At 49.5% G+C, this 14,380-nt stretch carries 13 protein-coding genes and 1 tRNA gene; 6 read left to right on the plus strand and 8 right to left on the minus strand.

The window, feature by feature from the left end; genetic code table 11:
- Window positions 1-67 precede the first annotated feature (67 nt).
- Window positions 68-1,546, plus strand: a complete 1,479-nt coding sequence (locus ACYZZ0_RS10180) for an MFS transporter (protein WP_461536510.1) — start codon at window positions 68-70, stop codon at window positions 1,544-1,546.
- An 85-nt stretch (window positions 1,547-1,631) separates the two neighbouring features.
- Here ACYZZ0_RS10180 and ACYZZ0_RS10185 read toward each other — a convergent pair whose 3' ends face one another.
- The 5 genes from ACYZZ0_RS10185 to ACYZZ0_RS10205 form a co-directional block, all read right to left on the minus strand.
- A complete protein-coding gene (locus tag ACYZZ0_RS10185; RefSeq protein WP_461536511.1) occupies window positions 1,632-2,642 on the minus strand; it encodes a carbohydrate kinase family protein in 1,011 nt (336 codons plus the stop codon).
- A gap of 133 nt (window positions 2,643-2,775) precedes the next feature.
- Complete coding sequence (locus ACYZZ0_RS10190) at window positions 2,776-4,422, minus strand: acyl-CoA dehydrogenase family protein (RefSeq protein WP_461536512.1); 1,647 nt, start codon at window positions 4,420-4,422, stop codon at window positions 2,776-2,778.
- Between the two features lie 223 nt (window positions 4,423-4,645).
- Complete coding sequence (locus ACYZZ0_RS10195) at window positions 4,646-6,178, minus strand: YfcC family protein (protein WP_461536513.1); 1,533 nt, start codon at window positions 6,176-6,178, stop codon at window positions 4,646-4,648.
- 81 nt (window positions 6,179-6,259) lie between these two features.
- On the minus strand, window positions 6,260-7,519 hold the full coding sequence (gene pepT, locus ACYZZ0_RS10200; RefSeq protein ID WP_461536514.1) for a peptidase T: 1,260 nt from the start codon (window positions 7,517-7,519) through the stop codon (window positions 6,260-6,262).
- A 187-nt stretch (window positions 7,520-7,706) separates the two neighbouring features.
- Complete coding sequence (locus ACYZZ0_RS10205; protein WP_461536515.1) at window positions 7,707-7,910, minus strand: DUF2788 domain-containing protein; 204 nt, start codon at window positions 7,908-7,910, stop codon at window positions 7,707-7,709.
- Between the two features lie 198 nt (window positions 7,911-8,108).
- Between ACYZZ0_RS10205 and ACYZZ0_RS10210 the strand changes: the two genes are divergently transcribed.
- The 4 genes from ACYZZ0_RS10210 (at window position 8,109) to ACYZZ0_RS10225 (ending at window position 9,955) form a co-directional block, all read left to right on the plus strand.
- Window positions 8,109-8,459 (plus strand): hypothetical protein, encoded by a 351-nt coding sequence (locus tag ACYZZ0_RS10210; RefSeq protein ID WP_461536516.1) that lies wholly within the window; start codon window positions 8,109-8,111, stop codon window positions 8,457-8,459.
- Between the two features lie 54 nt (window positions 8,460-8,513).
- Window positions 8,514-9,002, plus strand: coding sequence for a hypothetical protein (locus tag ACYZZ0_RS10215; RefSeq protein ID WP_461536517.1), 489 nt, complete (start codon window positions 8,514-8,516; stop codon window positions 9,000-9,002).
- Window positions 9,003-9,150: 148 nt separating this feature from the next.
- Complete coding sequence (locus tag ACYZZ0_RS10220; protein ID WP_461536518.1) at window positions 9,151-9,747, plus strand: DUF416 family protein; 597 nt, start codon at window positions 9,151-9,153, stop codon at window positions 9,745-9,747.
- Between the two features lie 131 nt (window positions 9,748-9,878).
- A tRNA-Arg gene (locus ACYZZ0_RS10225) sits at window positions 9,879-9,955 on the plus strand.
- 19 nt (window positions 9,956-9,974) lie between these two features.
- Here the strand turns inward: ACYZZ0_RS10225 and ACYZZ0_RS10230 are convergent.
- The 3 genes from ACYZZ0_RS10230 to ACYZZ0_RS10240 form a co-directional block, all read right to left on the minus strand.
- Window positions 9,975-10,565 carry an alpha-ketoglutarate-dependent dioxygenase AlkB family protein gene (locus ACYZZ0_RS10230; protein WP_461536519.1) on the minus strand — a complete coding sequence of 197 codons (591 nt, stop codon included), beginning with the start codon at window positions 10,563-10,565 and terminating at the stop codon, window positions 9,975-9,977.
- 53 nt (window positions 10,566-10,618) lie between these two features.
- Window positions 10,619-12,514: a hypothetical protein gene (locus tag ACYZZ0_RS10235; protein ID WP_461536520.1), complete on the minus strand. Its 1,896-nt coding sequence runs from the start codon at window positions 12,512-12,514 to the stop codon at window positions 10,619-10,621.
- Window positions 12,515-12,597: 83 nt separating this feature from the next.
- Entirely contained in the window at window positions 12,598-13,089 is a 492-nt protein-coding gene (locus ACYZZ0_RS10240; RefSeq protein ID WP_461536521.1) for an aminoacyl-tRNA deacylase, read from the minus strand.
- Window positions 13,090-13,243: 154 nt separating this feature from the next.
- On the opposite strand from ACYZZ0_RS10240, the gene ACYZZ0_RS10245 reads away from it, so the two are divergent.
- Window positions 13,244-14,245, plus strand: coding sequence for a pentapeptide repeat-containing protein (locus ACYZZ0_RS10245; RefSeq protein WP_461536522.1), 1,002 nt, complete (start codon window positions 13,244-13,246; stop codon window positions 14,243-14,245).
- Window positions 14,246-14,380: the final 135 nt, after the last annotated feature.

The raw sequence follows: 14,380 nt of genomic DNA on the forward strand, positions 1-14,380 counted from the left end.
TGGCAGGGCTTGTTACGCCTGAAAAATGTGTTGAGTCCATTTGAGTCAAAAGTAAAGAGTAAAATCCATGTGGAATAGACTTAACAAGTCCATGATGTTCTGCCAAATGATGTTTGGCCTTTCATTTTATGGCGTAATGATCATTTTGACCCGCTTCTTCCTGGAAGAGCTTCAATACAGTGAAGCTGAAACCATGATGATCGTGGGTGCATTCTCTTCAATCGGTCCCCTGTTCGCCATTGCCGGCGGTTTCATCTGTGACAAGTTCCTGGGTTCCAAGCGTTCCCTGACTCTGGCTTACATCAGCTTTGCGTCCGGTTATGCCCTGCTGGTATTCGGTGCCTCCATTCAAAGCGTTTCCATGAGTATGCTGGGTATTGCACTGGCCAGTTACGCCCGTGGTCTGATGTCTCCTTCTTACCCGAGTCTGTACAAGCGTACTTTCAAGACTCAGGAAGATTTCGAGAACTGCTACCCGATCAACTACTCCGTAAACAACGTGGGTGCGCTGCTGGGTCAATACCTGTACCCGATGTTCGTACTGTACATTGGTTTCAACGGTGGTTTTGCCCTGTCTGCTACCATGGCTGCGCTGGCTGCTGCGACCCTGGTCGTATTCCACAAGCCGCTGGTTGAAGTGGGTGCTGACATCGACAAGGAACCGGTAAGCGGCAAGAACATGGGTATCTTCCTGGCGCTGTCTGCTGCAATGCTGGGCATGGTATTCTTCATGTTCAACGACATGGCTACCGGTAAGTACATCGTATACGCCATCGGCGCTGCTGCTGTACTGTACTTCATCACTCTGATGGCCAAGGCTGACAAAGCTGACGCGCTGAAGATGGGTACCATCCTGATCATGACTGCGCTGACCACTGCGTTCTTCGTATACTACGGCCAGATGATGACTTCCATGACCATGGTAACCATCAACACCATGCGTGGCGATCTGCTGGGCTTCATCCCGCTGGCACCTGAAGCTTCCATGGCGCTGAACCCGCTGTGGTGTATCGTTGCCGGTCCGGTGATCACCGCTATATTCTCCTCTCTGGAAAAGCGTGGCATTCACTTCACCACCGCTACCAAGGTTTCCTTCTCCTTCGTACTGGCTGCGGCTGCCTTCGGCGTCCTGACCATGGCTGTCAAGGGTGTAGGTGAAGACGTTATCATCAGCCCGGATGTTTTCCTGGTAATCCACGCCTTCCTGGCTTTCGGTGAAGTTATCGTGGGCTCCCTGGTTGTTGCCTTCATCCTGTCTGTTACTCCGAAGCACATCGAAGGCTTCTCTGTCTCCCTGTTCTCTGTTGCTATGGCTCTGTCCGGCATTATCGGTGCGGTAATCTCCGGTGCGATCGCAATGGAAAAAGGTCAGGAAATCACCCAGCAGTTCGTACAGACTGTATACGGTGACTACTTCGGTATGCTGACTGTTGCTGCTGTAGCCATGGTTGCTGTAGCACTGGGCGCATCTGTTGCTATCCGCAAGATGATCGCCAACAGCGAAAAAGCTGAAGAAGCTGTTGCAGGCGCTGCTGCCCAGGCTTAATCAGCTGTCACGACGAATGTCGTAAAAAACTGACAACTAGATTCAGTTCCACCCTGCCGGTGAATGCCTGCAGGGTGGTTTTCGTTCAGGTATGGGAAATTAGCTCCTCAAGCTTGTTCAATGGCTTGGCATTACCCGTAGCCGAGAGACTGAACAGGCTGAAATAAGCTGCAGCACATCCCAGCTGCATACACTTCTCCAGCGGCATTTGCTGATGCAGGCCATAAAGTGCACCGGCACAGAATGCATCACCTGCACCTAGCGTACTGACTATATCTTCCGGTTTTACCGCATAAGCAGGTACAGAAACTGCCTGGCCGTGCTTTTCCAGGCCGGTTGCACCTGAAGGATAATGAATGATGACGGATTGCTGAACACCCAGTGTTAACAGTCTTTCTGCAAGCTTCATGAATGCTGCAGTATTACCTTCTTCCGGTATGGGAACTCCGGCCAGTGCGCAAGCTTCCTGATCATTGATAATCAAATAGTCAACAAACCTGAGGGCAGGTTTGACCCAATGCTCGAATGCTGAAATCTCCGGGCTGGATACCAGATCGACTGAAACCAGATACCCCATGCTTTTAAGTGAAGCCATAGCGCGAGCCGCCTTTGACTGGTAGTCCGGAGCATAGCATTCAAGGGCCGGCAGGCCATTGAGGTAGGCAATGTGCACAATGTGAGCGCGGGTCTGCAGTTGAGAGATAAATTGCTCTGTCAGTTGAGTATTGGTTCCCGGTAAGTGGAAGACAGTTCGATCACCGGAGCGGCTGTTAATTATTACATCTGAGAATGCAGTGGGAATCTTTGAAAGTTGATTGACAAGTGTCGTGTCAATATTGCGTTGTGTGGCTTGTCTCAGAAGAAAGCAGCCGTCTTCGTCCTGTCCTGTCAGTCCTGCCAGAAATAAAGGTATGTCTGAATCAATTGCTGCAAGGTTTAAAAGTGTATTGGTACAACCTCCACTACTGATATCAACTTTATCAATCAGTGCAACTTGGGTTTCCTCTGGATAGTGGTTAGTGACTTTTATTCGGTCCAGCAGCAGGTTTCCCGTGATAAGAATACCTTTGCGGCCTGAATTGTGATCTGCATCCATAGATATTATGAGCAATAAAAATTGATCACATTTCTATAGCGTATATCTAGCGCAGCAATATGAAAGAGTTGGAGTACTACTGGGCGTACAAGCTGGAACACCAAAGTGATCCAAGCTTGTATCTCTTTACTGATCAGGCCAGTTTGTTGCGTTCGATAATATATTGACAATCAATACCTGCAGGCAGTGCGCCAAACAGCTGTCCTCTGGACTGCGGGTCAAGTCGGGTCTGGCAGAAAGCATCGGCAATTTTGCTATCCCCATCTTGCAGCAGGGCAGATGCCTGTAATGCAACAGCCAGTTTTTCGACGATCAGGCGGGAGCGAGGCAGCATATCTTCCTGATTTACCATCTCAGACTGAATACTGTCCAGCCAGTTTGCCAACAACGGATGTTTATCCGCAGCTTTGCCGATTTCGGTCTGAACAGCTGTCAGGGTATCCGGATCTTTTTGCAGGGCTCTTAAAACATCCAGGCATTGAACATTACCACTGCCTTCCCAGATTGAGTTTACCGGAGCCTCGCGGTAGAGCCGTGGCAGAATTGATTCCTCTACATAACCGGCTCCGCCCAGACATTCCTGAGCTTCATTGATCATGAACGGTGCCCGTTTGCAGATCCAGTATTTGCCGATGGCTGTAACGATACGGGCCAGTCGTGCTTCATGCTGGTCTTGCTGCTGGTTCTCAAGTGCGGTTGCCAGCCGCATTGTTATTGCCAGAGCGGCTTCACTTTCCAGTGCAAGATCGGCAAGAACGCCTTGCATGATGGGCTGATCAATCAGGGTTTTACCGAACACCTGACGGTAGCTGCAGTGATGAATCGCCTGACTGACCGCCTGACGCATAATGGCCGAGGAGCCAACCATGCAGTCAAACCGGGTCAATGCCACCATATCAATGATAGTGGCAACACCACGGCCTTCCTGTCCTACCATCCAGGCTTCAGCGCCACGGTATTCAACTTCACTGGATGCATTGGCAAGGTTGCCGAGTTTGTTCTTGAGGCGCTGAACATAGAATTCATTGAGAGTGCCGTCTTTTTTCCAACGAGGCAGCAGGAAGCAGGACAATCCTTTTTCAGTCTGTGCCAGCGTTAGAAAAGCATCGCACATCGGTGCCGAACAAAACCATTTATGGCCGGTTAGTCGGTAAAGCTGACCGGGGCCTTCATTTTCAATAGCCGTAGCTGTTGTCGTATTGGCGCGAACATCGGTGCCCCCCTGTTTTTCGGTCATTGCCATGCCAATCGTCACGCCCTGCTTTTCAAACCATGGCTTGTTAGAGGGGTCATAGACACCGGATGTAATCAGTGGCTCCCATTCTTTCGCCAGATCTGGTTGATGCCGGAGGGCGGCTACCGATGCAAAGGTCATGGTCAGAGGACAGCAGGTGCCGGCCTCGACCTGGTTATGCAGATACATAATGGCTGCCCGGGCGGTATAAGAACCCTTGCGATTATCTGTCCAGGGAATGGAATGACCGCCTTCATTAATGGTGGCGGCCATTAACTGGTGATAAGCGGGGTGAAAATCAACCTGGTTAATACGATGACCAAAACGGTCATGGCAGTGATAGACCGGTTTGTTTTCGTTGGCCAGAAAACCCTGTTCCATCATTTCGCTGCCGGCCCGCTTGCCGTAGGCATCCAGTTTGGACAGTGCCCATTCGGCCTCACGTGCAACGGCTTCTTTTAGTGGCGTATCAAGGCTGAAAAGCTCGGTGCCTTCAAAGAAAGGAGGCTGGTTAAAAACTTCGTGAGTTTCTGCGCTACTGGTCATGATATGTACCCTGTCGTACGTAACCTGAGAGCTACTTTTTATTGTTATGGGTATTTTAAAAGCACCTGTGTGGGTACTTAAACGGAGCCGGTTAGATGACAGACTCCTCAGATCATCAGAATGACCGTGGTCTGAATCATATCTCAACAGAAGAGGAAAGGGCAGGGATGGCAGGAACGTATATGTAACGTTCCTGCCGTATAGTGGTGTGATTTTTCTCGAATTAGATATAAACAGTCGCTAACAGGCAAAGTGCAGCGAGGCCAACCAGCATGCCCAGCAGAGGCAATACAAACTTCAGCCACTTGTCGAAGGTCACATTCACCATCGCCAGAGAAGCCAGTACCAGACCTGTCGGCGTAATAAACGCCATCAGTCCCATACCATACTGATAAGCACTGACAATATTATCACGGGGCATACCCACCACATCAGCCAGCGGAGCCATAATCGGCATGGACAGTACAGCCAGGCCGGAGGAAGACGGTACAAAGAAAGAGATCCCGGCAAACAGTACCATCATTACAACGATAAACAGGCCTTTATCCATACCTTCGACCAGGCCGGCACTGGCATAGAGAATACTGTCGCTGATCATGCCCTGGTCCATCAGTACGGTTACACCGCGGGCGATGGCGATGATCATGGCAACACCCAGCAGATCGTTGGCCCCCTGCAGGAACTCACGCACAAAAGACTTTTCGTCAGTACGACTGAGCACACCGATAACCAGTGCAGAAACAAAGAACAGGGTGGTCATTTCTGTAAACCACCATCCCAGCTGGGATACGCCATACACCATATACAGGAAGGTGGCAGCAAAGACGGTCAGGATCAGTTTGATCTGGCCGGTCATTTCTGCAGGCTGGTCGGAATGTTTGCCAAGGAAGCGCTGTTCGATTTCCGCTTTCTGGCTGTAGATCAGGGACTGTGAAGGATCCGCCTTGACCTTTTCGGCATAGCGCACCAGATACCAGATGCAGAGCAGGGTACCCAGACCCAGCATAATCAGGCGTGGAGTCAGGCCTGCAGTCCAGTTAATACCGGCAGCATTGGAAGCAATAATGGTGCTGAACGGGTTAACAGTAGAGCACATGGTGCCGATGGAGGAGCCAAGATAAATCGCTGCCAGAGCGACCATGGCGTCATAGCCGGCAGCAATAAAGATCGGGACCAGAATCGGATAGAAGGCAATGGTTTCTTCCGCCATGCCGAAGGTGGTGCCACCGATAGCAATCAGTGTTGTGACAATTACAATCAGCCACTTTTCCTTTCCTTCAAAAGTAGAAGACAGGCTTTGAATACCAGAGTTGAAGGCACCGGAGTGATTGACGACACCAATAAAGCCACCAATAACCAGCACAAAGAAGACGACATCAATAGAGTCGTACATACCGGTAATCGGTGCCTGGAAGAACTCTCCGATACCCTGGGGTGATGCTTCTACATTACTGTAGGATCCCGGAATACCGACAGGCTTGTAGATATCACCGTTGGTGAACTTTTCCAGTTCAGCCTTGATGCCAAACTGATCCAGCGTTGCCTGTGTTGCAGGAAAATTCTCGGAAGTACCGTCAGCATAGGTAACGGTAAATTCGTTACTATCGTAACTGAGTTTATTGTAAGTACCGGCCGGCACAATCCAGGTCAGCATCGCGACCAGAGCGGCAACGATCAGCAGGACGGTATAGGCGGTTGGAAAGGTCAGCTTCTTCTTTGGTGCCGCATGTCCGGCGACCGCGGTCTGTGTAGTCATAATGATTCCCCCATCATTACTATTTAAAACTCTGTGTGAAAAAAGGGGAGCCACCTTTCGGTTAACTCCCCCTCTATAAAATTATTTGCTGTTACCTGTTTCAGCAGTGAGTCTGGCGATTTCGGCTATCACCTCGACACTCTTCAGTGCTGACTCAACGACCAGGTATTCATAAATACCGTGGAAGTTGTGGCCGCCGGTAAAGATATTCGGTGTTGGCAAGCCCATAAAGGACAGGCGGGAACCGTCAGTACCACCGCGAATCGGCTTTTCAATGGCCTTTACATCGCAGTTGTGCAGCGCCTGACGGGCAATATCCATAACCTGAGGTACTTTGACCACTTCTTCATGCATGTTGTAGTACTGGTCAACCATATCCAGCTCAACCCGCTCTTCGCCCAGCATTTCATTCATGCTGGCAACCAGCTTGATCAGCAGTTCTTTGCGTTCTTCGAAGCGGGCGCGGTCGTGGTCACGTACCAGATAGTTCAGACGGGAAGTGGTTTCATCACCGCTCATGCCGTACAGGTGGAAGAAACCTTCGTAACCTGCTGTTTTTTCTGGCACTTCGTCAGCTGGCAGTTCGTTGGCAAATTGTCGGGCCAGGTGCATGGAGTTGATCATCATGCCCTTGGCGGTGCCCGGGTGTACATTGCGGCCACGGAAGATCACTTCTGCACGGGCTGCGTTGAAGCTTTCACATTCCAGTTCGCCTTCTTCGCCACCATCGATGGTGTAGGCCCACTGGGCGCCGAATGCCGGCACATCAAAGTGGTCTGCGCCACGGCCAATCTCTTCATCCGGAGTGAAACCGATGCAGATATCACCGTGCTTGATATCCGGATTCTGCTGCAAATATTCCACTGCAGTCAGGATGGCGGCAATACCGGCCTTGTTATCTGCACCCAGCAGGGTGGTGCCGTCAGTGGTGATCAGGGTTTTGCCAATGTAATTCTTGAGGGAGACAAACTCCTGCGGGCAGAGCTTGATATCCTGCTCTGCATTCAGGGTAATGGCCTGACCATCGAAGTTTTCAATAATCTGTGGTTTGACGTTGGCTCCGGAGGCATCCGGCGCCGTATCCATATGGGCAATAAAACCAATGGCCGGTACTTCAGCGTCAGTGTTGGCCGGCAGGCGGGCAGACAGGTAGCCGTTATCGTCCAGAACAACCTTGTCCAGACCCATTGCTTCCAGCTCGTCACGCAGGGCAGCAGCCAGTACTTTCTGGCCTCCGGTGCTGGGTACGGTTTCGCTGGCAATATCGGAACGGGTATCAAATGACACGTAACGGAGGAAACGATCCAGGTAAGCCTGTTTCATACCGGCATAATCCATCATTCAGTAATAATTGCCGGTAATGTAACGGTCAGACAGAAAAAAAATATTGATTTGAATTAATAAGCGAATGGACTGAAGGAATTAACTTTGTTTTATTTTTTGATGTGTGAAAACACCTGATTTTAAAGCGTATGCAGATGTTTTCTTTATTTTTGGAAGTAATATCTCAGTAAAGAATTCAGTGCCTTTAGTAACCACCAATACTGCTAACAACAACGGATTTGATAACGAAAGCCAGAACACCGAGACACAGGGTTCCAAAAAGGACAAAAGTACCGAATTTACCGGCTTTCGATTTACGGGCCAGGTCATACACAATAAATGCCATAAACAGGATCAGCCCCGGTACAAAGATCTGCAGCATCAGGGTTTCAAACTCTTCTACATCCATAGGGACTCCTGTTTATTTTTCAATACGTTATTAAAGCTTTGTGTGTGAACCGCGCCATTATATCGATGGATCAGGCCCACTGCATCCATCCCTGATAGCCGGCCTCAAGCTGTTGGCTGGACAGCCGATACTGGTGATGAAGTCGAATTTCGCTGTGGCTTCAGTTTTAGTTAACGGAATCTCTCAGGAGTGCCTGACGTGCTGCCAGCTTCTCCAAAACTGAAAAAGAAGACAATTGATGAAGTCCGGGAGGAAATGAGCCGGGTGGTAGCCGAGGCCCGTCTGCTCGCGGACAAGTACGACGAACATGTCAAAACGCTTGGGCTGGATATGGATATGGTGCGGGAGTTTATCAACCTGCCCAGCTGGTCCGAGGAAGAAAAAGCAGAATCCCAGGTTGATGCGAAAGAATGGGATGATGACCTGAAGCGTGAAGTGGATAACGCGGTTGCTGAGAAAAAGCAGGAACTCAAGGCAATCCGCCGCCAGGAACGTGGCGGTACCAGAAAGAAGAAAGGCACCGGGCGGCGTCGTACCGGGTTCCTTTAATCGACTCCTTTGAAAATCGAAAATCAGGACTCAAGGTAACAGCAGGGCAGGTTTATGGTTGATCGTATTCAGGGTGGTGCCGTCGGAGGTGTGGGTCAGGTTGGCACCGAACCGACTGAAGTCAAAAAGCCGCATTTGCAAGCACTGCTCAGTGCCCGTGTCGCCGAGCGTACTAACTTGCTGCAGGAAAATGTCAGAGACTTTATTTCCCAAATTGAAGAAAGCAACCAGCAGCTGGCAAATGTGCAGGACTTAAGCAGCAAGCTGGGGCACAGCGATACTATAAACCTGTCTGAGGAAGACCGTAATCTGGCCCGATCAATGGGAATTGATGTGCCTGCCGGGCCGCTGAACAAGGATGCGCAGAAGTCACTGAAGGAAAAGCTTGAAGCCAAGGGTGAAGCGCTGGCTAATACTTCCCAGCTGCAAACAGTGAAGCTGCAGTCCAATATGAACAAGCATAATCAAAGCTTTGAATTGCTCTCCAACTTTACCAACAAGTGGTTCAATACTCTCAATAACATTGTGAATAACCTGAAGTAATCAGCGCTTTCATTTTGCCAACCTTTTTTGTTGTCGCCCGGTTACGGGCGGAAACCTCTCGCTTCGTATAACTGACAGTTTTGTCAATTCTGCTGACACTGCTATGATTCGCTGCCTTAATTGATATTGATCTCTGGACTTCCCCTGCATGAAAACCGGCGTACTTCGCAAACACCTGGAAAGTCTCAAGCCCTGGCAGCAGGCTGCTTTTTGTGTCGCACAGGCCGAACGCACCTGGCCTAATTTTGCGCTCTTTTCCGAATTAACCGGCTTCGGTGAAGCTGCCGATATTCGTAACTGCCTTGATCGGTTGTGGGAGTTTGTTGCGGGAGAACGTTCGCCCAAACAGCTGGAAAGACTGCACGAAAAGCTGGATCCCAATATGCCGGATCCGGAAGCCTTTGACGTCTATGGAGTGCACCCGGCACTGGATATGATTGTAGGGCTGACATCAGCCCTGAGCTGCAGTATTACGCCAAACTTTGATGAAACCATGTCATCAGCGCTGCTGGTTCAGTCTACTGTTGGCAAATTCATCAAGTTCAGTGAAGTGCCGGATCTGAAGGGAACCGAGCTGAATCAGTATATACACGACCACCCGCTATCAGTTGAGCAGGATGCCTTTTTCGAGGAACTGTTCGAGCTGTTGAAGCAGTATCCCAATCCCAAACCTGCGATTGCAAAAAATCTCAGACGACTGGCACAGAATGAGACCACTAGTAATATTGGTATCACTCTGGAGTAAAAGTCGTGTTGCTCAAGTGAGACAGCTGAACTAGGTACAACTGCTTAGCAAAAGCTGTTTGACGGTCAGAGTTCGAATCTCTATATTATGCCTCGTCGACAGGGCAACGCCCCAAGCGTCGAAGACATAGCGCGCTCGTAGCTCAGCTGGATAGAGTACCTGGCTACGAACCAGGCGGTCGGAGGTTCGAATCCTCCCGAGCGCGCCATATTAAAAAGCCTGCTTTTTCAAGCAGGCTTTTTTCGTTTCTGCACATCCTGTTTTTCTGCCAGTATCCTGCGAAATGTCAGGTTTATACGACCTTCCGTCACTTTGCGTGAAGCCGGCAGCGTATGTTCCCAATGCTCTTGACAATTCAGCATCAGCAGCAGGCTGTTATCTTCCAACTCAATATTAATCACCTGCCGGTTTTTTCTGTGCTTGAGCCTGAATGTGCGAGCAGCACCTGCGCTGACAGAGGCAATGCAGGCTTGATCGATCATTGATTCGTTATCACGGTGGTAACCCATTCGGTCATTGCCATTGCGGTAAAAATTGCAGAGTACAGCGTTAAAGTTAAATCCTGATAATTGTTCAACTTGGGCCCGGATGTTATTCAGGGGCTCAGGAAAGATACGGGCTGGGTGCTCTACTCCGGAATAGCGATAAGGTAACTCTCCATAATAAGCTGTCAGACGAGGAACAAGGTGTGTTTTGCCGAACATACGTATTGTTTCCTGCTGCCAGTCGATATGGTTGACTAACTCTGTATAGGAAAGCCCCTGAACTGAAGTGTTAAGTAACAGGGCCTTTCCATCATGATCAAAAAGTAGCTGCATTCAGAATGAATTATAGATTCGATGCTACTGGCAACAATACCTAGTCGACCCTGCTATTCAAAAGCACAGATTGACCAGTCATTGACAGGCACAACACACGGATGAATCACCTCTTCAGCTAACCATCGTTGTGAACTGATATCGTAGATACAGGCTTTTCCTGAATAAAACGCTACCAGATAAAGACCATCAGTACTTGGTAAAATGGCATCTATATGTAGAGGATTACTGGCCGGTTTGCCGATGTTCTTTTCTTGAGCTGTAGGTAAGTGCGGATGGGGGACCATAAATAGCTCATCCGGGTACCTTGCGTGCTTCTGTTCGCGTAACTGCCCCTGGCATTTAAAAAACAGGTTAGGGATATTTCCTGGTCCGGTACTACTGCACAGGCAGGTATTCCAGAATTCCCCTGGTTTTAAATCACCCCAAGAGGGCGTGAAGATACTGCCAGGATTATCTTCGAAGCACATTCTAAAGCGTGGTTGTTGACCTTTAGTATTTCCCTTGTCTTTATGATCATCCATTTGTGACGGCGCCAGACTGGTGAATAGGCAGCTTTTGTTCATTCCGGGAATAAAAACTGCACAGCTGCCTAGGGCAACCTGCAAATAATAGTGGCTGTTTATTTGATGGTTAAGGAGTGTGTATGAAGGCACTTTGGTTATATCGGTATCCAGCGGCCCAAAGCATCTGAGTGTATTTCCATGAGTTACAATTGTTGATGCGTTGGATGTTCTGGCTAATCCAACCAAATTGTTCGGCATCGCAGGGCCATAATCGCCGGAGCTGACATCCGAAGGATTAACAAAAGCGTATATATGACCTTGCCTTTTATGATGACGCTTGGCCCGGTCATGTATATCATGCTGCAACTGATCGTTTATTGTTTGCCAGTTATAGTCCAGGGGTAGTGTAATGATTGTGCCAAACTCATTAACCCAGCATGACAAATGACTATACCTGATATCAGCAGCTTTCATGGGGTTCTTGAATCCATGCTGATAGGAGCCAGGGCCGATAATTTGCAATTCACTTAAAGTACAACCGGGCAAATTAGCCAGAACTGCAGCAGATACTTTTTCAGCCCCACCCTCAGCCAGAGAGCATTGCCATTCATAAGTTCCCTGTAAAGCAGCTGGTACTCGCTGACATAGTACATGAACAACAGGCTGGCCGACGCCTGGGTGTACGGCAATCCTGACAGTCTGGTTTTGAAGTGCATATGCAGGTACAGCAAGTGGTACAGCTGTTTGTAATGGTACTGGCTGTGTCATTGTTGCACTGGGTGTTGTGATCGCACTCGATGTAAAAGGTGAATAAACTGTCGTGCTGGGAGTGAAAAAGGGAGTGATGTGGGGCTCAGTGACTGGCAGAGTAGAGTCAGTGATTACCGACGAAGTCTCTTCATCCATCAAACTGAGAGAGTCCGTCATATGAGTAAGGCTTTGACTGTGAATCCATGAGGAAGTGTTGCCAGGCTGATATGAAACTGAAGTGGGTGTAGTAGATCCTGAATAAAGCGAGCTACCGAGGGTCGTTGAGGTGGTAACTGAGTAACTGTCATCGTGATGCGGAGCACAGCGATGAGAGGGCATCCTGTTTTTCATTTCGCCAGTACCGCACTGGTCGCAAACTCCGGATTCAGAATCGATAGGAAGGTCGATATAAAATGTCAGTACTCCCAGTATCAGGCGTTCAACTGAACTTGGCTGGGAGTGAAAGCGGGCATGAAGATCAAGTACTTTGTTATCCGGGGCTTCTTCGGTTCCGCTATAGAGTATTTGTGAACATAGTGAGCATTTTTGCTGCTGATACCCCAAATCATTTGGGGGAGCGTCGGTGAAGGTGATCCCTTTCACGACCCTGCTGAATGCCATATCAGAAAGACAGGCTGAAAACGCCAGTACAACAAAAAGAAAAGCTGTTCCATTATGATTGATTGTTTTCATGTCACTAAGTGCTTATTACAACAGTTAAGTGCAAGGGGAACTCAAGTATGGCGCACAAGTCCCAAGTGCGCCTGTGGTCATTGTCAGGTGGTACTTTTTCCCGGACCAGTGTAGCTGATAGCCTCCTGCTGGCTATCTTCCATCAGGGCTATAAAATCCTGCTGGGTCACATGAAGCAGATTTTCATGATCCCCGGCTTCAAAAAACAGATCCCCGGTCTGTGATAGTTGGCTGTCCCAGATAGTTTCCATGCCCCAGGCTGGCCCCAGCGGGGGAATAGCGCCGGTTTCGCATTCACTGAATCGCCGGGCCAGATCATGTTCTGTGGCCAACTGCAGGCGGGAATCGGTGATTTCTTCCAGCTGGTGCATATTCAGCCTGCGGGAGGCCGGAATCACCGCCATCGTATAGTTATTGACCTGATCCTTTACCACCACGGCCTTGGCAATCGAATTCAGCGGGATCTGGGCAGCAATGGCGTTCTGAACCGAGCTTCTGGTTCGTGTGTGGTGGATGACCTCATAGTCAACATCATGGGCTTTCAGATAGTGATCAATACGGTGGGATATTGTCATGGGTGGACTCCCTTGATAACAGGGCTTGGGGGCAGGGGAAGAGATGAAAGTGTTGCCTGTCAATTATAGGTGACCATCAGGGCTATACTCAGCATAGAGGGTGAATGGAAAGCTCTCTGATTACTCAAATCTAACAGCAACGGATGCTTAACCCATGACCTCGGTGTCAGAATCCACTCCTTGTCACTGCCGGTATACAAGCCCGGAAGGCCACTCCTGCACTAACCCGCTGCATAATAATGACAGTCAGTTATGTTTTTGGCATGACCCTGGTGCAGACAAATCAGGGGATGATTTGTGTGACCGACTGGAAGCTTATGCTGCGACAGGCCAGCCAATGGATGGATTTGTGCTGCGCCATGCCAATCTGGAACAGTTGAATCTGAACCGGCTGCAGGGGCGTGATCGTTATCGCATGCGTTATGTCGACCTGTACCGGGCAAAGCTGGCCCGGGCTCATTTGTATGATATTGATCTGACCGGCAGTAACCTGATGAAATCGGACTTTTCCTGGGCCAATCTCAACAGTGCCCAGCTGGATGGCTGTAATCTGCTGGGGGTAAACCTGAAGAATGCCCGGCTGGAGGACGTCAACTGGGGCAAAAAAGTGCTGCAGGCCGCGGAAGCTGATAGGGCCAATAAAGCCGGAGATGATGCTTTGGCCAAGAGCATGTATCTGGAAGCCGAATCAGTTTGCCGTAATATTCGCCGGGTTGCAGAGCAGCAGGGGCTGGTAGATACGGCCGGGCACTTCTTTCAGCAGGAAATGAAGAACCGTCGAAACCAGTTTCCGTTGGACTCCTGGCAGCGGGCTTCATCCTGGCTGGTGGACTTTGTCAGTGGTTATGGTGAACGGCCTCTGCGGGTGATTACCTTCTCGGTGATGATGATTATGGTGTTTGCCGTGGCCTACTTCTTCACCGGGGTAAACTACAATGGTGTTGATCTGTTCTTTGACCCCCATGCCAGCTGGCTGAAGAACCTGCAAACCTTTGGCTACTGTGCCTATTTCAGTGTGGTGACCTTCACGACCCTGGGTTATGGCGATATTGTTCCGGTCAGTTCGGCCAGGGCACTGGCGGCGCTGGAAGCATTCGGTGGTAGCTTTATGATTGCGCTGTTTGTGGTGGTTTTTGTGAAGAAAATGACCCGCTGACGTACAGGGGAACTAACTTCTCTTGCTGTTGATGCCTTCTTTGTTATGTGTCATTCCTATAGCAGCACCATAAAGCTTTTCTGTATAGGTGCTGCTTTCCTGTTCTTCTTTTCTTCTTTTAATGCAAACAGTGTG

The sequence above is a fragment of the Spongorhabdus nitratireducens genome (assembly GCA_947387575.1).
Lineage (GTDB): Bacteria > Pseudomonadota > Gammaproteobacteria > Pseudomonadales > Endozoicomonadaceae > CANDOC01.